The sequence below is a fragment of the Mitsuaria sp. RG genome (assembly GCF_028369275.1).
GTDB classification, from domain to species: Bacteria; Pseudomonadota; Gammaproteobacteria; order Pseudomonadales; family Pseudomonadaceae; genus Aquipseudomonas; species Aquipseudomonas peradeniyensis.
The window spans coordinates 80,116-101,175 of sequence record NZ_JAQMYQ010000017.1; the positions used below are offsets into that span (position 1 = coordinate 80,116).

A 21,060-nucleotide genomic window follows, 5' to 3' on the forward strand; every position below is an offset into this window, starting at 1 on the left:
CACCTCCATGAACAGCACCGTCCGCCTGACCCTGATTTCCCTGGCCCTGGGTCTTTCCGCGTGTACGGTGCATCAGCCCGGGGAGCGTGAGCCGCTGCCGCCGATCGAGACCACGCCGCCGCACAAAGGACCGGTGGTCAAGCCCTTGCCGGGTGGCCAGCCCGGCACCCAGCCGAGCAAGCCGGCGGCGATTCCCAAGCCGATGCCACGCACCTCCGCCAGCTTCGCGCCGCCGCCGGGGGGCGCCAGCCACTGGGACCCGAAGCTTGGGGTCTATGTGCTGGAGAAGCAGCCCAACACCTTCTACCGCCAGCGCACCTATTACCGTTGGAACAACGGCTGGAGCTGGTCGCTGAGCCCCAACGGGCCGTGGCAGGACACCGACAGCAGTGGTGTGCCGGGCGGGTTGGGCAGGGCGTTTGGGCAATAATTGCCGTTGAGGCCTTATCGCGGGGCAAGCCCGCTCCCACGCCAGTAATGCTCATCGTCAATTGCGTGGGAGCGGGCTTGCCCCGCGATAGGGCCGGCCGCGCCAACAGCTGGCATAATCCCCCTTCGCATTCAACCGGAGGGTGGCATGAGCAAGACAGTCCTGGTGCTGGTGGAAACCGTCGATGACTACCTGCCGTTATTGGAACGGGCCGGCTACCGCCTGATCCGCGCACCGTCGCCGCAACTGCGCGCCGACGCCATCGCCCGTCATGCCGGGGAGATCGATGCCGTGCTCACTCGTGGTCCGCTTGGCCTGACAGCCGGCGAAATCGCCACATTGGTCAACCTGCGGATCATTTGCGTGATCGGTGCCGGCTACGAACAGGTCGACCTGGCCGCCGCCGCCGCCCGCGGTATCACTGTGACCAATGGCGCCGGTGCCAATGCCGCCGCCGTGGCCGACCACGCCCTGGCCCTGCTGCTGGCCCTGTTGCGCGACATTCCTCGTGCTGATGCCAGCACCCGCCGTGGCGAATGGCAGCGGGTGATCAGCCCGTCGGTGAGCGGTAAACGCTTGGGCATCCTGGGGCTGGGCGCGGTGGGGTTGGCAATCGCCAAGCGTGCCAGCCTCGGCTTCGACATGCCCGTCAGCTATCACAGCCGTAGCCCGCGCAACGATGTGCCCTACACCTGGTACGACAGCCCGCTGCACCTGGCCGATGCCGTCGATATTCTGGTCGTCGCCACCCCGGGCGGGGCCGGCACCCAGCACCTGGTCGACGCGCAGGTGCTTGACGCGCTGGGCGCCGAGGGCTACCTGGTGAATATCGCCCGCGCCAGCGTGGTCGATACCCAGGCGCTGGTCGCCGCCCTGGCCCAGGGGCGGATTGCCGGTGCCGCGCTCGATGTGTTCGATGGCGAACCCGGCGTGCCCGATGCCCTCAAGGCCCTCGGCAATACCGTACTCACCCCCCATGTCGCCGGCCAGTCGCCCGAGGCCGCCCGCGACACGGTTAGCCTGGTGCTGCGCAACCTGCAGGCGTTCTTTGCCGGTGAGCCGGTGCTTACACCGGTGCGCGGATAGCCTGATACCCGTCACCGGCAGGCCAATTCCCACAGGCCATCTCTATTCCCTGTGGGAGCCGGCTCGCCGGCGATGGGCTGCAGAGCAGCCCCAGTCAGCCCATAACTCTCACTTGAAGGAGTGCATGCATGCAACTCGAGATCTTCCAGGTCGATGCTTTTTCCGCCAAGCCGTTCGGCGGCAACCCAGCGGCGGTGATCCCTTTGGACAGCTGGCTACCCGATGCGCTGCTGCAGCGTATCGCCGAAGAAAACAATCTGTCCGAAACTGCCTATTTCGTTCGCAATGGTGAAAGCTACGACCTGCGCTGGTTCACCCCGACGGTCGAAGTTGATTTGTGCGGCCACGCCACCTTGGCGTCGGCCTGGGTGCTGTACGAGCAGTTGGGCGAGCAGCGCGAAGAGCTGCGCTTCAACACCCGCAGCGGTGAACTGCGGGTCAGCCGCGGCGCCGAGGGCCTGCTGGCGATGGACTTTCCGGCCAAGCAGCCGCTGGCAGTGGAGATGCCAGCGGGGTTGCTGGAGGCCTTGGGCCTGGCCAGTGCGCGAGGCTTGTATCGTACCGACGACTACATCGTGGTGATCGATGACCCGGCGGAGCTTGCGGCCTTGCAGCCCGATTTCGTCGCTTTGTCTCGCTTCGACGTGCGTGGCATCGCGGTGACGGCGCCGGGGGGAGGGTTCGATTTCGTCACACGTTGGTTCGGGCCTCGGGTCGGGGTCAATGAAGATCCGGTCACCGGCTCGGCGCATACCTCGTTGGTCCCTTACTGGGCCGAGCGGCTCGGGCAGGCACGGCTTCATTGCCAGCAGGGTGGTGCGCGCAAGGGGCAGTTGGTCTGTGAGTCACCGGGCAATGGCCGGGTAATCATCTGCGGCCATGCTGCATTGTATTTGCGCGGCATAGTGAATCTGTAACGAAGAGGGCGTACCCCCGGAGGGGTACGCTGATGGTGCGAGCTTGCCATTGTCTACTGTAGTCAGGACTTGTTTTCAGACTCAGCGTTATCGCCGCGGGTGTCGACAATTACCAGGGGAGTCGTGGTATTTGACACAAGGCCAGATCCATTTCTCGCGGTCCATGTGGCATGCATATGGCAAAAGTCATTTGGGAACAACAGGTGATGTGCCGGGATTGCAAACTCTGTTGCCGTGTCTTTATCGTCTTCGCCAACGGGTTTCGAGAAGGAGTATCTGCTCCCGTCGATTGGCGTTTCGCCATCGTCGTGTTCACCCTCAACGGCCTGGTACAGCTCGATCGAAATAATGTCACCCGGCACCTTTTTTTTATAGTACGGTGTAATGAACTTGACCCCTCGATTGATCTCGTCCTTTGTGATTCTGCCGGAGGCATTGAGAGGGTCATATTCGCCATCGTCGAGGCTTCCTTCACCCGGAAGCTCATCGTTTCCGTGCACTGTGATCGGTTGCTCATAGGACCGCGAAGTATTCTCCTTCCCCCCTGTGATCGCTCGGGTTACCAAGAAGTGGAGCGGTTTTGTACCAGAGCCTTCTTGCGCGATCTGGGCGGCAGTCAGCGTAAATTGCAGATCGTCCGTACCGTCCGCTTCCTGTTCGGTGACAGTACGTACAGGAAACTTTATCTCACCATAGAAGACCAAGACCTTGTCGTCCTTCTCCAAGACCTTCTTGGGTGGGAATTTTCGATCGTACAACGGTATGTAGATCGTGGCGTCCTGGTCGAATTCATCACTGGGGATTTCATTGTATTTATTGCTTGCGGTCTCCAGGTAAGGGGGGCGCAGGTTCGGATGCACTGGATCTTCCGGATCTGGATTTGGATCGCCCCCAACCTGGAACAAGTTAACCGCCACTGTGGTGGTCTGCGAGGTGCCGGCAACAATACCGTTTCGAATAATGCGGTAGAACACGTCGATACTGGCGACCTGGTTGGCACCTGCCGTTGCCTTCTTCCACGTATCGTAGAGGGCTGCATAGGAGGGATTCAAAGTCTGCGGGTTGCCTTCTTCGCCACCAGGGATAGACACCAGTTCATGCACGGCGTCACCCCACACCAGTTCGATCTTGTCACCCGGCTGGATAGCCGGCGTACCAGTATGGGCGGGTACGACCAGTTCCAGAGGCTCGCGTGCCTCCGCATCGATGATGAGACCGTCATTGTGTGCAGCAATCAGCGGGGCGAGTAGGCCTTTCAGTTCCCCCTTGAGGAGTACCTTCAGCGTCAGTGGAAGGGACGTCTCCGAAACATTGCCCGCCCGATCCGTGACTTCGTAGGTGAAAACGAGGGTGCCATCCCCCAGGTCCTCGATATCTGCCCGTAGGAAGCGCAGCGTCAATCCGTCCTTGGGACGACGCATGCTCCCCCGGGCTATGCGTCGAGAACGTAACGTGCTGCTGATCGCTCCCTCGATGATGTCGCCGGGCGCTAGGCCGCCATAGCCGGCAAGGGTGCATTCCAGGTATTGCTCGCCGTCCTCTTCCTTGAGCTTGTCCGAGGTCAGCCCGTTCTTTTTGATTAGCTCATCAACAATCAACTCGGCCAGCAAGGGTTCGCCAGGTTTGGTCAGGTCGACAATGAAGGATTGTGCTGGGCCACTCTCGTTACCACTGCCGGAGTATATGACTCGGTAGATGATCGTGTGGGTGCCTTCCGTGCGAACAGACGCAGGAAGGTCGATTTCAAAAGTGTCCCCAGGTTTTTTACCTTTGAACGTGACGGCCGGATCCAATGGAGCACCATCTACTATCAGTTGCACGCTATCGCCGTCCGGGTCCTTGATCGAGTCCGGCACTGGAAATGTGAGCTTGAGCGGGTCGGAGCTGACGCTTGCCAACAGTAAATTGTCTGCAATGCCGGACGGCGGCAATTCCGCCAGGGCGTTTGCCGGGAACACCAAGGGATCAGTAAAACCCAGTATGCCTGGCGACCGTTTGCGTGTTGGCTTGTAGAACATAGGGCACTTGCAACGCCCGGAGTGGGTAATGGATTGGCTTGGCACCTTGCCGGGTGTGTGCACGTCGATGCGAGAAGATTGGTCAGACATGGTTGCATTCCAGTGGCTAGGGGATTCACAGGGTTGCTGCTGGGCGACGTGCCCCGTCAGGCACTGCCACAGCAGTCCTACTGGCTGTCCCGGTACCTGGCGCAGCCGATGCGATCGCAGAGTCATGGTCGGAAAAAAGCGCGCGCTTGTAACCTGACAGAATTGCCAGGTCGCCACTGGCAGGCGGTGGCCGTCGGCGGGATGGGCGCAAGGGGACGAGTTGTCATCGCGCGCTTCGAGGAGCCCCTCGATATCAATCGACGGGCGCCTGTGGGTTAGGGCTGCAGTGCTGCCTTCCTCATCGCATGCCGCGCAGATCCACGATGAGCAGGGCGGTGGTGTCGTTCGCTACCGTTTTCCCATTCCTAGTGACTTGCCATGTGGAATGAATATGGCAACGTTTACTGGGGGCGATTAGTTGGGCGCGCGGAAGGGGAAACCGGTACTCCTCGGTCTCCTCACTGGCATCGGCGACCGTGTACGAGTCCTTGATTCTTGATACCTCGATAGGCTCCTCATTTTCGGTGTGTCTATCAGTCTCCACCTGGACCAGATTGATTTCAATCAGGTCGCCAGGTCGCTTGTGCTTGTACGGCGGCGTCACGAAATACACGATCTTGCCATCTTCGAGATCAGCCGGGATGATGCAGCAGGCGGACTTGAGGGGCGCGTATTCACCTTCTCCCAGGTCGCCATCGCCAGGCAGTTGCTCATCAGCGTCCACGAGCACTGGTTGGACCGGCCCCTGTGACGTGTTGTGGGTCGGGCCTTGGACAGGGCGCTCCACCTCATAGACCAGGGCTTGTGTGCCACCCGCTTGCTCTGCGATCAGGTCGGCCGTGAGGGGAAATTCGAGGTCAGCCTTCTTGCCGACGTCAGCGTCGCTGACGGTCCGTGGGGGAAACGCATAGGTACCGTATCTGAGCTGGACCACATCGCCCTCGATCAGCACCGGTGCCGTCGGTGAGTGCCGGTCGAACCATGGCACGAAGAGCCTGGCGTCCTTGGCATAGTCATCTTTGGGGATGTAGTTGAGCTGCCCTGACCAGGACATCAGCACGGCTGGACGCAGGTTCGGGTGGGTCGGTACCTCTGGCTCTGGATCGCCACCCACCTGGTGCAGGTTGATGACCACGTCCAACCCTGCGGAGGTGCCGGCCACCATGCCTTCGCGAATGATCCGATAGCTTACGGTGATGCGGGCGGTTTCATCGCGCCCCTGCGATTGCGCCTTCCAGGTGTCGTAAAGGGCTGCATAGTCCGGGTAGATCGGCAGGCGAGCACCTTCCTCGCCATCGGGGATGGGTAGTGGTTCGTGGTGGGCATCGCCCCAGATCAGCTCGATCGCGTCGCCTGGCAGAATGGGTTTGTCCGAATAGGCGGGGATGATCACTTCCAGCGGTTTGCGCGCCTCTTCATCGTTGATGATGCCATCGGCGCTGTCTGCCACTTCTGGTGCCGGAAGATTGGTCAGCTCGCCGTCGAGCAGTACCTTGAGAGTCACGGGGCGCGAAGGGAGCGAAATATTGCCGGCGCGGTCGGTGACGGTATAGGCGAATGTTTTAAGGCCATCCCCTGCACGTTCGATGTCCTCCCTCAGGAACCGCAAGATGATCTCGTCTCCAGGCCCGTATTCTTGCTCGACATCCGTTGTGCTACCGAACCCGTCGAGGTCGGCGATCACGCCACGGATCCTGTCGCCTATTCCAAGGCCGTTGTAGCCATTGAGGGTCGTTTTGAGATAGTGCTTGCCATTGTGGATTTCGAGGGTGGCCGAGGTGACCCCGCCTTTGATGATGTCGCTATCGACGTTCAATTCGGCCAGTGACGGCAGGCCAGGTGCAGTCAGATCGACCTTGAAGGATTGGAGGGGACCGTCCTCCGATCGATTGTTCGAGTAATGTATGCGGTACTGGATCGTATGGATGCCTTCTTGGCGAGCGCTGGCGGGCAGTTCGATGGAAAAGATGTCCCCCGCCTTGTAGCCCTCGAAGGTGATGGGGATGCTGAACGCGCTCCCGTCCACGAGAAGCAGTACGGCATCCCGGGTTGGGTCGACAACCTTAGCCGGGATTCTGAACCGTAGCGTGATAGGGTAGTTCCTGAAGTCTGCCAGCAACAGGTTGTCTGCCTCGACACCCGGGAGGGTCGGAGCGAGCGCATCCTTGGGAAACACCAGTTCCTCATCAAAGCCCCACGTGGCGTTAATGCGAGCAGGTTTTCGAACCGCCTTGTAGGCGTGCCGGCTATGGCAACCACATTGCGAGGCAATGGATTTGGCCGGCAGGGTGGCAGGCCGATACTCGGCGATGAAATAACGTTCAGACATGGTTGTTTTCCTGTGCTGTCAGGGCTTCAGGTTTGGGGCTGGCGGTGACGGGCCTCGGCAGTGTTCCAAGTCGTTCCGATACCGAGTACGGTGCAAACGAACGCAGGTTCATAGTCGGGAAAAAGCGCGAACTTGTAAGCTGACAGAATTACTAGGTCGGGCTGGCGGGAGGGGGCATGCGTCGGTTTGGCCGACGCATGCCCAGGCGATCAGAAGGACAGGCGCACGGCCAGTGAAGCCGCGGTGTCGGAGAAGTCGTTGCTGCCCACTTGCTGGGCCAGCGACGCGGTGATCGTGAGGTCGCGGTTGATGCGACCTTCCGCGCCGACCTTGAATTCGGCGATGTTGCGGGTGCCGGCCTGGGTCACGCTAACGCCGTCGAGGTTGACGCCGGCCTGGCGATTGTTGTGAATCCAGTTGGTTTCGACGAAGGGCTTGAAGCTGTCGGCCAGGGTGTCATCGCCGGTGTAGTTCAGCTTGAGCGAGGCGCGGGCGCCGACACTGACGCTCAGGGTATCGCTGCCTTGGGTGGAGACGACGGTGCCGTTGTCTTCGCGGTGATCGTCGGGGGTCACACCCGACCAGACCACCTTGGCCTTGGGTTGCAGGTACCAGGCATCGCCGTCTTCGAAGCGGTCGCTGAACACATAGCCGGCTTCCAGTGACGTGGAGACGCCCTTGGCACTGTAGCGCTCGGTGGCCACGTCGTCGCCGGAGACCTGGGCGTCGAACCAGCTGTATTGCAGCACAGCGTCGGTGTACAGGCCCTGTTCGCTGTTACCGTTGGCAAACCAGGTGCCATAGACACCGGTGGTATAGCCCTTGACCTGACTGCTGGCGGAGTGATTGGTCAGCTGCGAGGTGCTGTTGCCATGGCTGTTGCCGTAGCCGGCAAAGACCCCGGTGCGCCAGGCGCCGCCGGCACGGGTCGAGCCGCCGGCCAGGTCGGCGCCGAACAGCGTGGCGTTGCGGCTGACGTGGGTGTTGAGTTGCCCGCTGCTGTCGGTGCTGCGCTGGTGCCCGCCGCTGTGCTTCATCCACAGGTTGGTCGAACGGCCGTCGGCCGCCAGGGTGTCGGCACGTTCGGTGTCGCCGCCGCGCTGGCCGACACTGGCGTCGAACAAGGTGCTCATCGCGTACAGGTTGGCCGCGTAGGCGCCGCCTTCGGGACGGACGATCAGGATCGGCGCGTCAGGGTTGCCCGGATCGATCAATTCATTTCGCAGGTACCAGTTGCCGCTGTTGTCGCCTTCACCCCGTACCAGTTGATAGTCGTAGGCTCCGGCAACGATACGACCTGCCTGGGTGAATTCCCCGTTGGAGGCGCCGCCGACGGTGATCAGTTCGATACCATTCAAGGTCTTGGCACCGGACCCGCCGAGGTTGTTGACGCTGACTGACGTGGTGCCGCTGGTATCGCCTTCGATGATCAACCTGTCGGTTACCGAGGCATCGCCCTCCAGCTTGGTGTTGAATTCTATGCTGCCGCCATCGCCGACATAGTCGCCATGCACGGTCAGAATCCGGCCGGCTTCGTCGCCTTCCCTATCGCTTTGAAAGGTGATCCTGCCACTGTTGGTGAGAAGCTCGTCGATGGAGGAGTCAGCGGTGACGATCCATTGCGCGGAGGCGCCGACATCGAGCTGGTCCACACCCTGCATTGCGCCACGCAAGATGGCTTTTTCACCGAGTGCCACATGGGTCATGGCGGTGTCGGCAGAGATGATATCGCCTTCGATTTCGCTGGTCTTGATGGTCAGGAACACGCTGGCGTCGTCCTCCACCTCGAGCAGGGTGCCATTGTTCGCATGCACCACGGTGCCATCGCGCAGGGTGATATGGGCTGTTGGGGCAATCGGCTCCGCGTCGAAGGCCTTGCCGACATGGATGGCGCTGCCGGTGGTCGAAATCAGCTGGCTGCCGGCGATATCCAGGGTGGCCACTTGATCACCGGCGTTGTCGCCCCGGCTGTCCGAGCTGATGGCAATTGCGTGACGGGCGCCATCGAGCACCGAGCCCACGACGGTGCTGGTGCCGCCGTACATCTGCAGTGCGACGCCGGACAAGGCACTGGTGCCATCATCGGTGGCGGTCACACGGCTGCCGACCAGGGTGACGTTGCTGTCGTTGTTGAGAATCGCACGCCCGGCGGCACTGATGGTGGCGCCCGTGGCGTTGAGGTTGCCGCCTTGGGTCAGTGAGATCGCCACACCCGAAGACGAATCCGAGGCATCGGCCTGGCTGCCGGCGTTCATGTTCAGGGTAGCGCCATTGCTCACCTGCCAGGACTCCGCAGGGCTGCCGGCCTCGACAGTAGCCTGTTCACTGCGACCCTCAAGGACGCCCGCTGTGGCAAGGGGCGTGCAGCCGAGCAGCAGGACACAGGCGAATCGATACGGCCTGCGGACACGCAGGCGCAGTTCTTTTTTCATCGTGGACTCCGACGCGAATAAGTAAGTGGGACAGGCATTCGGGGAGCGCTGAAGAGTGCGGGAAGAAGTGAACTGAGGCTGTAGGAATAGTCTGAGCGTGGTGCGGGAAAAGGTGAACATGGGCGTCACTTCCTGGCTCATGCGTGCGGGTAGCTTGAGCCAAGGGTGATGGGAAGTAACCTGACAAAAATGCTAGTTTTCAGGTGCCAGGACTGCAGCATGGATGGCCAGGGCCCGGCTTGGGCCCTGGTCGCTGGTTCAAAGTTGAATGAACTCGGGAGGTGAGAATAAGTAGGTTCTCTCCTCGCGATGCCAGATACTGTAGTTGAACAGGACGGCACCGCCTCGGTTCTCTGTAATCCAGGAATCCGAGACCTGGATTGTTGCCTGGCCTGTATCCTCAAGTGGGTGGTAGGGAGAAATTTGTTTTCTCACGCGGCCATTGATAATGATGTTGACATGGTCACCATCCTTTCTGTACGGAAAGTCCACATCGGCGGTGTATTTGTCGCCGTTCGAGGTGATCTTGATGGCCGGTGTACCCACAGCCTGGGGCTCGATAGTCACCTTGCGGGGCGTCGAGGCTATGCCATTGACGAAACTGGTCACCAAGACCTCAGTTGAGTAGCCCCCCATCGCCAGCGAGTCCGGCAACAAGAAATTCAGGGTCTCCCGCGAACGGACTGTTTTCTCCTCGCTGCGCCATTCAACAACGCCCGTTGCCTTCCACACTACAGTGACCTTTTGTCCAGCTCGCATACCGGGGTAAGGCTCCACATCGACCTTGAGATGCTGATCGGGTTGCACATCACGTAGGTAATCCAGCTTGTCGTTCTTGGCTTGGGGAAGTTTTGGGGCTGCAATGACGGTGTGGGTGACCGGCCGGGAAGTACTTTTCGAGAGATGTTGACCGTCCACGTGGTAGGCGACACGGATCGAACCTTTTACCAATGCTTTTACGAAGCCATTGGGAATCTTGAACAACATGTCTTCAACCGGAGAGCCGACGTTCTGGGGTTCACTTGTAAAAGGCATGTCTTCGCCGTCGGCGTTCCGACCGTATGCCTCGACGACGACAGCTTGTCCCGGCTGCAGATTCTCATTCGCAGGCACCACCACCGCCAGGTCGGCGGTCAACAGGTACCTCATGTCGATCTCTTCGTCTTCATGCCCATCGACAAGAAGGCGCGGCGCGGCGGGCTGTTCGGGATAGTCGAAGTCTACATCCACCGTCGTGGACGGGGCCAGGAGGGAGTAATTGCCTGCATCGTCGGTAATACTGTAGCGCAGCGAAGTTCTACCGCCAGGGATCTTGGATTGCAAGTCGTCGAGGACGATCACCGTGTCATTATCGATATCATCAATTCGGATACTGTGTTCGAAACCGGACCAATGTATCGTCAAGGTGTCGTAGCCGGATTGATAAGTCCATTTGGGGACCGTTATGGTGACCTTCTCGGTGTCTCCTGCCAGCCATTCAGGGATAATTGAGGCTTTTTCCAGCTTATAGTTTTCCTCTGGGAACGGCAGGTCTTTATCAGGGTCCCCGGGGATCGTGGTCTTGATGAGTAGTGCGGTTTCATCCGAGGGGAATTCTATTCCGCCTGGGAAACTTATGAACTTGTACCAGAGTCCATGCAAACCTTCTTTTGTATTTATAAAATGTTCTGCAGTAGGTTCTAACACTATGACACCGGTCTCGTCTTTTTTGACGAATCGACTGTATATCATGGTGTCGTCCAGAAATAACTGAATGTCATCGCCATCCGCTACGTCGAGGTACGGGCCAACACGCGTTTCAAGAATCTTCTTCGGGTTGTGCAACAAATCATAATAACCGAGTCCACCATTCCCCTGGCCATCGTCGTCGGCATCCACCATTTTCGGAGGCATCAAGTTGGCGTAGGGAGTGGGGTTGGTGCTGGTGTCAGTTGTGGTGGTTGTGGTGGTTGTGGTTGTAGTTGTGGTTGGTGTTGACGTCGTTGTCGTTGTCGTTGTGATATGAGTGGCGGATGTTGTAGTGTTTTTCGCGGGTGTATTGGACGTGCTGCTCATAGGTGCTTCTCCTGGCCGGCGCGGGGGACAGGCATTGCCGGAGCTTCCAAGTTAGGAATTGTGCTGCTATGTAACAACTGGCAAAAATGCTAGGTCGAATGGGCACGAGCGGGCCTGAATTATCCGGGGTACGGCCACGCACACTTGCCTACGAGCGCCTGGCCAGGATGCTGGGCTGAGGCAGGGTGATGCCGGACATGCCTGGAGCCTGCGCCTATACTGCAACTCCCCGGAACAACCGCAAGGAGCCCTAAGATGCCCGTGGAAAAACAAGGCAGTTGCCTGTGTGGTGCAATTCACCTGAGTGCAACAATCGACAACACCCATGTCAGCGCCTGTCATTGCAGCATGTGCCGAAAATGGACCGGTGGCCCGCTGCTGGCGGTCCATTGCACCGAGCCCCCGAAATTCGAGGGCCCAACCCCGAGCGTCTATGATTCCTCCCCCTGGGCCCAGCGCGGCTTCTGCGGCCGGTGCGGTACGCACCTGTTCTACCGCTTGAAAGAGGGCAACCTCTATGTCGTGCCGGTCGGCCTGCTGGACGGCACGGAAAACTGGACCTTCACCGAGCAGATCTTCATCGACGAAAAACCCGCCTGGTATTGCTTCGAGAACGAGACCAAGAACCTCACCGGCCAACAGATCTTCGAACAGTTCGCCCCGTCCTGAGCCGACCCGCCTTGCCAAACTCAAGCATTCCTGAGAAAAGGGCGCCCACCAAAACCGTCTCGAGGAACCTGCCATGAGCAGTGAGCTGCAAGTCATCGATCTACACGAAGGCGACGGCAAGTCCGTGGTCAAGGGCGCGCTGATCACCACCCAGTACCGCGGCACCCTGGCCGACGGCAGCGAGTTCGATTCGTCCTGGTCGCGCGGCAAGCCGTTCCAGTGCGTGATCGGCACCGGCCGGGTGATCAAGGGCTGGGACCAGGGCCTGATGGGCATGCGCGTGGGCGGCAAACGCAAGTTGCTGGTGCCGGCGCACCTGGGCTATGGCGAGCGCTCGGTCGGTTCTATTCCACCGAATTCGGACCTCACCTTCGAGATCGAGTTGCTGGAAGTACTGACCCGCGACGATTGAGCTGCGAGCAATAATTCAGCAACACACAGGCGTTAACGTGGCCTTGTCCATGGAACGGCATATGCGCCCAGGGAGGAACCAAACGGGTCGAAGGCACTCTGAGCCTCACTCGCTGCCACGGATGGCATTCACGACAGGGACGACCAGCAGCCAGGGCTGCCGGACCATGTGGCGGGGCAACCCAGTACCCCTTGCCACAAGAGTCCGTCCCAGATGAAGCTGCCCACCTTCCTTCGCCGTCGTCGTCACCTGTTGTTGAGCCTGACGCTCGCCGCTGCGGCCGTGCCGTTGGCCTTGGCAGTGGTCGAGAGCCGCGCGCAACCCGTGGATGGCACCCAGACCCTGGTTTTCCTGCGCCACGCCGAGAAGCCCGGCGAAGGGCTGGGGCAGTTGAACTGCCAGGGGCTCAACCGCGCTCTGGATCTCGCCACCTTGCTGCCCGAGCGTTTTGGCGAGGCTGACTACGTATTCGCCGCCAACCCTTCGCGGGGTGTCGAGGAAGGTAGCCTGGATGAGCGCTACAGCTATATCCGCCCGCTGATGACCATCAGCCCCAGCGCCATCCGCCTCGGCTTGCCGGTGAACATCGACTATGGCGCCAACGACACCGAGGATCTGGCGGACGAGCTGCTTAGTAGCAAATACCGCAATGCGACGGTCTACACCGCCTGGTCCCGCGGTTATCTCCCGGAACTGATCAACACCGTGGCCGGCAAGGCCCTGGGCGAAGAGCGGGTGCTCACCGAAGACTGGCATCGCGACGACTTCGATACCTTGTACGTGCTCACGCTGACCTGGCGCGATGGCAAGGCGACCCTGCTCAGCCGTAACCTGCGCCAGGGGCTCGATCACGGCGAGTCTGGCTGCCCGACCTGACCTGCTGTTACTGTCTGGCCATCAGGCCTGGGCGGGAACGGATGCATGAACCAGCGGGTGACAGTGGCGTTGGCAGGCGGTCTTCGGTATAGCCAATGCATTCCTACCGGTTGAACAAAAGGTAGAAAATCTGGGGCATCCAGCCCTTCAATGTGCGCCATGCCAAGGAACCGGGTTATGAAGGCCTGGCGCCGCGGTGCTAATTGTTTGATTTAGGAAGTTTCCCACCGGAATATCAGACGTCAACTGGTGCCTTAAGAGGTATGTCCGGAGCTATCGTCGCAAGTTCACCTGGATCGTTGTCCAGAGCCTTACGCAGGAAATGCTCCGCATGCCATTTGAAAGGACCTATCACGTCGTCGCACACCACGGCGTGGCATTCAATATATTCGAGTTCACCGTAAAACCTCTTGAGCGTTGTCGACTCAATGAGCTGTGCTTTTCGACAGCACGTCAGCACAACTATCAAATCGTCAGAAAGGTGATGGAGGTGTATGACCGGATGCAAGCGGGAGTACTTCCGTGTTTCGTCTCAGTCGCTATATCGCTGCCTCTGAACCGCATTCAGGGCGATGCGTTGAATGCTCAGCGTTGGACTGTAACCGGGTTGGTGTCGGCGGCCGTGGGTTCGACGGTCGGGTTGCTCGCTGGCGGTTTCATATCGGGTGGTCTTGCCAAAACCGCTACTGCTGCATTTGTGGCGGATCGTCTGCCAACCTATCACTCGGGTGATGTTCTGGTTTCAATCGATGCCAAGGTCAAAGGTGGTATTGGCCCTCAACACACTTCGATCTCGATGATCGTCACAGCGTGAGAATCGTTAATGTACGAGGATCCTGTTCAGATCATCCTGTCGCTATTCATAGGCTTCGCCATTGATCGTTGGCTGAGGTCACCCCGCATGCGTACCTGGCTTGGCGTGAGTCTGCTCATTGCCGGGGCGCTCGGCATGCTGTTCTTGCACCGTGAAACGCTCAATGGGGTTGATGTGGTGTTGTGGAAGTCCTTCGCCATCGTGCTGGGTGTGTGCCTGGTTGTCTATCGTGACCGCTATAAGCATGTGGAATGACAGCGTTCGCGCAGTGCGCTGATTCAAGCCTTCGCGTCGCTTCCGCGGCATTTTCTATTGTCCAAGGATGCAAGCCTGGCTGCCCGACCTGACCTGCTGTTACTGTCTGGCCATCAGGCCTGGACGGGAATGGATGCATGAACCAGCGGGTGACAGTGATCGGCGGCGGGGTGGTCGGCCTGGCGACGGCTTATGCGCTGGTGCGCGACGGCTGGCAGGTCGACCTGGTCGAGGCCCGCGACAGCCTGGCCAGCGCCACAAGTTTTGCCAACGGCGGGCAGCTTTCGTACCGCTACGTGGCGCCACTGGCCGATGCCGGTGTGCCGTGGCAGGCGCTTGGCTGGTTGTTGCAGGGGGACTCGCCGTTGCGCCTTCGGTTGCGTCTGGACCCAGCGCAGTGGCGTTGGCTGGCGGCTTTCGTCATGGCCTGCCGTACCTCCGTCAATCGCCGTAATGCCGCTCGGCTGCTGAGTCTGGCGCTCGAAAGCCAGGCGGCTTTGCGGCGCTGGCGCGAGCAGGACGGCCTCGATGATTTCGCCTGGCGGCGCAATGGCAAGCTGGTCGCATTCCGTACCCAGCGTGCATTCGACCACGGGCGCCAAAACTTGCTTGATTCCCACAGCCAGCGAACACTGGATGCCGCCGAACTGCGCGAACTCGACCCGGCGCTTTTCGATGCACCGTTCGTTGGCGGCGTGTTCACCCCGGACGAAGAGGTCGCCGATTGCCACCGTTTTTGCCTGCGTCTGGCCGAGCGCCTGGAGGCGTCGGGACAATGCAGGTTGCTGTTGGGGCGACCGGTGACACGGCTGATAGCGCACGATGATCAGGTGCTGGCCCTTGAGCTGGGCAACGAACGGCTGGAAGTGCAGCACCTGGTGCTCTGCGCCGGGCACCGTAGCGCCGGCCTGGCATTGCCGGGCTTGAATTTGCCGGTCTATCCCTTGAAAGGCTACAGCCTGACCGCGCCGATTGGCGCCGCGCATCGGGCGCCCGATGTGAGTATCACCGACTACGAGCGCAAGATCGTCTATGCCCGGCTGGAGGATCAGCTGCGTGTGGCGGCGATGGTGGACATCGTCGGTTACGACGAGTCGGTGGATGCCGGCAGGCTCGCGAGCATGCGACGGCTGGCGCGCGAGACCCTGCCGGAGGCCGCTGATTACAAGCAGGCGGTGGAGTGGGCTGGGATGCGGCCGGCGACGCCGACCGGAGTGCCGATCATCGAGGCCACACGGTATCGCAACCTGTGGCTGAACCTGGGGCATGGTGCGCTGGGGTTCACCTTGGCGTGTGGCAGTGGCGAGCGGCTGGCGAGGCTGTTGCGCTGACCTTGTTGGCCTCATCGCGGGGCAAGTCGGGTCGCCGCATCGCCGCTCCCACGGATTGCTTTTGACGCCAGGGGAGTGGGCGTGCCCTGCGACGGGCTCTACTGGTAGATCAGCGGCCGAAGCGCATCGGCCAGCCCACCACCTTCTTCGCCCGCGGCGTAGCGTAGGTGCGCACCTTGGAGGTGCTCAACCCCAGCCTCACCAGTGATTCGGCAATGGTCACCGCCGCGCTCACACCGTCCACCACCGGCACCCCGGTGCGCTGGCGGATCTGCTCGTCGAGCCCGGCCATGCCGCCGCAACCCAGGCAGATCACTTCGGCCTTGTCCTCGCGCACAGCCCGTTCGGCCTGCTCGACGATGGCTTCCACCGCGCGCCGTGGGTCGCTTTCCAGCTCGAGCACCGCCAAGCCGCTGGCGCGCACCGAGGCGCAGCGCTCATACAGTCCGGAGAGCTTGAGGCGGTCCTCGATCAGCGGTACGGTGCGGTCCAGCGTGGTCACCACCGAGTAGGCGTGGCCCAGGTACATGGCAGTGCTGGCGGCGGCATCGGTGATGTCCACCACCGGCACGTCCAACAGCTCCTGCAGGCCTTCGCGGCCATGCTCGCCGTAGCCGGCCTGGATCACGGCATCGAAGGGCTGGTCGTAGGCCAGCACCCGGTCCATCACTGCGATGGCGGCCAGGTAGCTCTCGAAGTTGCCCTCCACCGACTCGGCGCCGAACCACGGGGTCAGGCCGACGATCTCGGTACCGGGCGCGGCCACGCTGCGCGCTTGCTCGGCAATGGCCTCGGTGATGGCCTCGGTGGTGTTGACGTTGGCGATCAGAATACGCATGACGGATCTCCCTGAAATCAGTGGCTGCTGTGGTCGACGGCGATGCATTCGCCGCTGACATCGAGGTATTGGCGGTTGCGTGGCGCGATCAGCAGGTAGACGGCGGCGGCGATACCGGCACCGATCAGCCAGGAGAACGGCGCGATGCCGTGGAAGTTGGGCACCAGGGCCAGGACGATGGCCAGCAGCGCGGCCGGGATGAACGCGGCCAGGGCGCGCAGGTTGATGCCGCGGGTGTAGTGGTAGGCGCCGGCGGGGTTCTCGCTGTACAGCTCGGGCACGTTGATGCGGCCCTTACGCAGCAGCCAGTAGTCGGCCATGATCACGCCGTACAGCGGGCCGAGCAGGGCGCCCAGGCCCGAGAGGAAGTACACGATCACCAGCGGGCTGTTGTACAGGTTCCAGGGCAGGATCAGCACCGCCAGGGTGGCGCTGATCAGCCCGGCGCGGCGGAAGTTCAGGTGGCGCGGCGCCAGGTTGCTGAGCACGAAGGCCGGGGCGACGAAGTTGGCCATGATGTTCACCGCCACGGTGACGATCAGGAAGGCCAGGCAGCCCAGTACCAGGAATGCGGTGCTGGGGATGCTGGCGACGATCTGCGTCGGGCTGTCGATGACCTGGCCGTTGATCTGGAACTGCGCGCCGCACAGCACCACGGTGATCGCCGCGAACACCAGGATGTTCACCGGCAGGCCCCAGAAGTTGCCGACGCGTATGGTCCTGCGGCACGGCGAGGAACGGGCGAAGTCGCAGAAGTTGAGCACCAGGGTGCCGTAGATCGCCAGCCACAGCGCGCCGCCAGCGAAGATGTTGCGCCACATCTCGTAGCCGCTCAGGGGCTCGGCGACCGACCAGGCGATGCGCGCATCGGCCTTGAAGTACATGAACACTGCCAGGCTGGCCACGGTCAGCAGGATTACCGGCCCGGCGAAGGCCTCGTAGCGGCGCACCATCTCCATGCCGTAGGCGAGGATCACCAGCTGCACCAGCCAGATCGCCACGAAGCACACCCAGCCCAGGCTCGACAGACCGAGGATGCTGTCGTGGTCATAGGCGGCCACCTGCGGCCACACGGCGGTCAACAGCACCCGCAGCACCACCGAGGCCAGGTAGGTCTGGATACCGAACCAGGCGATGGCGATCACCGCGCGGATCAGCGCCGGGATCTGCGCGCCATGGATGCCGAAGGCGATGCGGCTGATCACCGGGAACGGCACGCCGGTCTTCTGCCCCATGTAGCCGGACAGGTTCATGAAGAAGTACACCAGCGCCGCGCCGATCGCCAGCGACAGCAGGATTTGCCAGCCGCCCAGGCCGAGGGCGAACAGCCCCATGGCGAAGGAGTAGTTGGCGATGTTGTGCACGTCGTTGGTCCACAACGCGAAGATGCTGTAGCCGCCCCAGCGGCGGCCTGCCAGTTTGGTCGGGGCGAGGTCGCGGTTATGCAGGCGCGGGCTCAGTTCGAGATCGGCCGGAAGGCCTTCGAGGGCGGTGGTCGAGGGATGGGTGCTGGCAACGGAAAGTTCAGGGGCAAGGGGGAGGCTGCTACTCATTCCGGCGGCTCCTGATGCGTGTGACTGCGATGAGCGGGCGCTGGCGCACGGGCTCGCCATCTCGTCGGTGCAGGCGTTGGCATCACTGGGTTCTGGGCGCAACGGTCGCCGGTGGGGCGACGCTGCGGGTTCTTGTGTATTTATGTTTCGTCAAACTTGTATACAAAACGCAAACACATAAAAGCCAGTTCCATGCCAGCGATCAACTCGCTTTCAGGTTGCTACTATTTTGAATCTATCTATTTGAAAGATAAGTGGATGAAATAAAGGAAATATAAGCTGACCAAATGAACAGGTAATATTTTTTGCTCGACATTTTAGTTGATCGAATGGTCAGATTTAGTTGATTGGAGTATGTAACTTAATGGGGCGTTACCGGTCAAAAGTGCACACAAAAATGGCACTTATGGTGACATTCATGTGTACAAGTTTTGGCCGGGCCGACTGCGTGGGAGCGGGCTTGCCCCGCGATAAGGCCTGCAACTGCAAAACCTCCCTCACGCCATCGGCGGCAACCGCCGCTTCACCGGCGTCTTCTTGATGATCGCCGTATTGGTCTCGGCCAGCACGTTGAGGCGGTCGAGCAGCGTGTCCAGCTGCTCCATCGAGCGCACATGCAGGCGGGCGATGAAACAATCCTCGCCGGTAACCTTGTCGCACTCGGTGAACTCGGGAATGGCGATGATCTGCCGCTCCACCTCCTGCAACTGCCCCGGCAGCGGGCGAATGCGCACGATGGCCTGCAACTGGTAGCCGAAACAGCGCGGGTCCACCTCCACCGTATAGCCGCGCAGTACGCCGCGCTCTTCCAGGCGGCGCAGGCGCTCGCTGACGCTGGGCGCCGACAATCCGCTGATCTGCGCCAGGGCCTTGAGCGAGCGGCGCGAGTCTTCCATCAGGGCGTTGATCAGCAACTGGTCGATGGCATCAGTCATGGCTGCCTCGTTAGGTGATTTTCAAGATATGCCTTGATAGTAAAGGCGAGAGCACAGATATGCCTTGGTTATCCGCTGGAAGGTCGCCCTCGACCCTCCGCATACTGTGCCCATCGTCGACAGGAGGTGTGAGATGGACAATTCGCTGCGCCGTGGCTCGCTGGAAATGATCGCCGCCATGCTGATATCCGGGACCATCGGCTGGTTCGTGCTGATATCCGGGCAGCCGGTGCTGGAAGTGGTGTTCTGGCGCTGCGTGTTCGGCGCCGGCACCTTGTTGCTGATCTGCGCGGCCATGGGCTTTCTCAAGCCGGGCGTGCTGACCCGCGCCACCTTCCTGCTGGCGGTGGCCAGCGGGGTGGCGATCGTCGGCAACTGGGTGCTGCTGTTCGCCTCCTATTCGCGGGCTTCGATTGCCATCGGCACGGCGGTGTACAACGTTCAGCCGTTCATGCTGGTGGGCTTGGCCGCGCTGTTCCTCGGCGAGAAGATCACCCCGGCCAAGCTGACCTGGTTGAGCGTGGCGTTCCTCGGCATGCTGGCCATCGTCAGTGCCCATGGCGCGGGGCAGGCCAGTGGCGACGAGTACCTGCTGGGCATTGTCCTGGCATTGGGCGCGGCGTTCCTGTACGCCGTGGCGGCGTTGATCATCAAGCGCCTGACCGGCACGCCACCGCACTTGATCGCGCTGATCCAGGTGAGCACCGGCGTATTGCTGCTGGCGCCCTGGGTTAAGCTCGGTGGACTGCCGGGTGAACTGCCGGCGCTCGGCAGCCTGGTGACGCTGGGGATCGTGCATACCGGTTTGATGTACGTGCTGCTGTACAGCGCCATCCAGCGCCTGCCCACGGCGTTGACCGGGGCGCTGTCGTTCATCTACCCGATCGCGGCGATCCTGGTCGACTGGGTGGCCTTCGACCATCGCCTGGCGGCGGTGCAGTGGCTGGGGGTGGGGCTGATCCTGCTGGCGGCGGCGGGCATGCAGCAGGGCTGGTGGTTCCGGCCGGCCAGCGGCCGCGGCGTGGCAAGGCCTGAATGAGGTTCAGTTTGTAAGATCGGCGTGGTCTTGGCGTGTAACAGCCTCAAGGTGTTGAAGTCGTCCGGAGTCGGTATTCGGCTTCAACCGCCGGGGCTGCGAGGCAGCCCTTTCGCGGCACAAGGCCGCTCCTACAGGGGGATGCGCTTCCTGTAGGAGCGGCCTTGTGCCGCGAAAAGACCGCAAACGCCGACTGCTCAGTTCAACCAGCTCAACGCCGGCCCCTGGGGCACGATCCGGGTCGGGTTGATGTGGTTGTGCGAGTAGTAGTAATGCAGCTTGATATGCGCCATGTCGATGGTGCGATAGATCGCCGGGATCTGCGTCAGGCGCACCAGGTACTGGTACAGCGCCGGGTACTCGGCCAGGGTCTTGTGGTTGGTCTTGAAGTGCACGTAGTACACCGCCTCGTAGCGGATCAGCGTGGGCAGCAGGAACAGGTCCGACAGGCTCAGCTTGCCGCCCACCAGGTACGGCTGCTTGCGCAGCCGGTGCTCGAGGGTGTCCATGGCCGCGAAGAACTGCTGGAAGGCCTGGTCGTAGCTCTCCTGGTCCGGGGCGAAGCCCATGTGGTAGACCATGCGGTTGATGTTGGTGTGCAGCCACTGGTTGAGCTCGACGATGTCGCAGCTGGAGCGGTCGGGCACCAGGTCGATCGGGGTCTTGGCCAGGGGCAGCAGGCGGGTGGCCATCTGCAGCGCCAGCTCCGCCGAATCGTTGTGCACGATACGGTTCTGCTGACGATCCCAGAGCACCGGCACCGACTGGTTGCCGGTGAAGCCCGGGCGCGAACGCTCGTACAGGCTCGACAGCAGGGTGACGTCCTTGTGCAGCGGGTCCTGGTCGTGCTCGTCGAACTCCCAGCCCTGGTCGTGGGGGGGGGGGGGGGGGGGGGGGGGGGGGGGGGGGGGGGGGGGGGGGGGGGGGGGGGGGGGGGGGGGGCGGGGGGGCGGGGGGGGGGGGGGGGGGGGGGGGGGGGGGGGG

At 61.5% G+C, this 21,060-nt stretch carries 18 protein-coding genes; 10 read left to right on the top strand and 8 right to left on the bottom strand.

All coding sequences use genetic code 11. The features are described from left to right. Positions 1–7: 7 nt before the first annotated feature. From POF53_RS11985 to POF53_RS11995, 3 genes are all read left to right on the top strand, one after another. Positions 8–430 (top strand): hypothetical protein, encoded by a 423-nt coding sequence (locus tag POF53_RS11985; RefSeq protein WP_028691025.1) that lies wholly within the window; start codon positions 8–10, stop codon positions 428–430. A gap of 147 nt (positions 431–577) precedes the next feature. Further along, positions 578–1,516: a 2-hydroxyacid dehydrogenase gene (locus tag POF53_RS11990; protein ID WP_498967838.1), complete on the top strand. Its 939-nt coding sequence runs from the start codon at positions 578–580 to the stop codon at positions 1,514–1,516. 128 nt (positions 1,517–1,644) lie between these two features. Continuing rightward, positions 1,645–2,433: a PhzF family phenazine biosynthesis protein gene (locus POF53_RS11995; protein ID WP_498967840.1), complete on the top strand. Its 789-nt coding sequence runs from the start codon at positions 1,645–1,647 to the stop codon at positions 2,431–2,433. A gap of 62 nt (positions 2,434–2,495) precedes the next feature. On the opposite strand, the gene POF53_RS12000 is transcribed toward POF53_RS11995, so the two are convergent. The 4 genes from POF53_RS12000 to POF53_RS12015 form a co-directional block, all read right to left on the bottom strand. Next, a complete protein-coding gene (locus tag POF53_RS12000) occupies positions 2,496–4,541 on the bottom strand; it encodes a hypothetical protein (RefSeq protein WP_498967842.1) in 2,046 nt (681 codons plus the stop codon). Between the two features lie 298 nt (positions 4,542–4,839). Further along, positions 4,840–6,870: a hypothetical protein gene (locus tag POF53_RS12005; protein ID WP_232856552.1), complete on the bottom strand. Its 2,031-nt coding sequence runs from the start codon at positions 6,868–6,870 to the stop codon at positions 4,840–4,842. Between the two features lie 209 nt (positions 6,871–7,079). Next, a complete protein-coding gene (locus POF53_RS12010) occupies positions 7,080–9,302 on the bottom strand; it encodes an autotransporter outer membrane beta-barrel domain-containing protein (RefSeq protein WP_232856553.1) in 2,223 nt (740 codons plus the stop codon). Between the two features lie 258 nt (positions 9,303–9,560). Then, positions 9,561–11,357: a hypothetical protein gene (locus POF53_RS12015; protein ID WP_498967844.1), complete on the bottom strand. Its 1,797-nt coding sequence runs from the start codon at positions 11,355–11,357 to the stop codon at positions 9,561–9,563. 255 nt (positions 11,358–11,612) lie between these two features. Here POF53_RS12015 and POF53_RS12020 point away from each other — a divergent pair, with 255 nt between their 5' ends. The 6 genes from POF53_RS12020 (at position 11,613) to POF53_RS12045 (ending at position 15,714) form a co-directional block, all read left to right on the top strand. Further along, positions 11,613–12,026, top strand: a complete 414-nt coding sequence (locus POF53_RS12020) for a GFA family protein (RefSeq protein WP_203651704.1) — start codon at positions 11,613–11,615, stop codon at positions 12,024–12,026. A gap of 73 nt (positions 12,027–12,099) precedes the next feature. Then, positions 12,100–12,438, top strand: a complete 339-nt coding sequence (locus POF53_RS12025; protein ID WP_203651705.1) for an FKBP-type peptidyl-prolyl cis-trans isomerase — start codon at positions 12,100–12,102, stop codon at positions 12,436–12,438. Positions 12,439–12,651: 213 nt separating this feature from the next. After that, on the top strand, positions 12,652–13,314 hold the full coding sequence (locus POF53_RS12030; RefSeq protein ID WP_232856556.1) for a histidine phosphatase family protein: 663 nt from the start codon (positions 12,652–12,654) through the stop codon (positions 13,312–13,314). A 331-nt stretch (positions 13,315–13,645) separates the two neighbouring features. Further along, positions 13,646–14,128, top strand: a complete 483-nt coding sequence (locus POF53_RS12035; RefSeq protein ID WP_232856557.1) for a hypothetical protein — start codon at positions 13,646–13,648, stop codon at positions 14,126–14,128. Between the two features lie 87 nt (positions 14,129–14,215). Next, positions 14,216–14,383 (top strand): hypothetical protein, encoded by a 168-nt coding sequence (locus POF53_RS12040; RefSeq protein WP_232856558.1) that lies wholly within the window; start codon positions 14,216–14,218, stop codon positions 14,381–14,383. Positions 14,384–14,520: 137 nt separating this feature from the next. Further along, positions 14,521–15,714: a D-amino acid dehydrogenase gene (locus POF53_RS12045; RefSeq protein ID WP_498967847.1), complete on the top strand. Its 1,194-nt coding sequence runs from the start codon at positions 14,521–14,523 to the stop codon at positions 15,712–15,714. Positions 15,715–15,823: 109 nt separating this feature from the next. Here POF53_RS12045 and POF53_RS12050 read toward each other — a convergent pair whose 3' ends face one another. The 3 genes from POF53_RS12050 to POF53_RS12060 all read right to left on the bottom strand — a co-directional run bounded on the left by POF53_RS12050 (position 15,824) and on the right by POF53_RS12060 (position 19,040). Further along, complete coding sequence (locus tag POF53_RS12050) at positions 15,824–16,552, bottom strand: aspartate/glutamate racemase family protein (RefSeq protein WP_028692810.1); 729 nt, start codon at positions 16,550–16,552, stop codon at positions 15,824–15,826. A gap of 17 nt (positions 16,553–16,569) precedes the next feature. Next, positions 16,570–18,105 carry an NCS1 family nucleobase:cation symporter-1 gene (locus tag POF53_RS12055; RefSeq protein ID WP_203651711.1) on the bottom strand — a complete coding sequence of 512 codons (1,536 nt, stop codon included), beginning with the start codon at positions 18,103–18,105 and terminating at the stop codon, positions 16,570–16,572. 497 nt (positions 18,106–18,602) lie between these two features. Next, positions 18,603–19,040, bottom strand: coding sequence for an Lrp/AsnC family transcriptional regulator (locus POF53_RS12060; RefSeq protein WP_050706624.1), 438 nt, complete (start codon positions 19,038–19,040; stop codon positions 18,603–18,605). Between the two features lie 133 nt (positions 19,041–19,173). Between POF53_RS12060 and POF53_RS12065 the strand changes: the two genes are divergently transcribed. Further along, complete coding sequence (locus tag POF53_RS12065) at positions 19,174–20,079, top strand: DMT family transporter (protein WP_254463814.1); 906 nt, start codon at positions 19,174–19,176, stop codon at positions 20,077–20,079. Between the two features lie 194 nt (positions 20,080–20,273). Here POF53_RS12065 and POF53_RS12070 read toward each other — a convergent pair whose 3' ends face one another. Continuing rightward, a complete protein-coding gene (locus POF53_RS12070; protein WP_498967850.1) occupies positions 20,274–20,837 on the bottom strand; it encodes a glutathione S-transferase C-terminal domain-containing protein in 564 nt (187 codons plus the stop codon). Positions 20,838–21,060 lie beyond the last annotated feature (223 nt).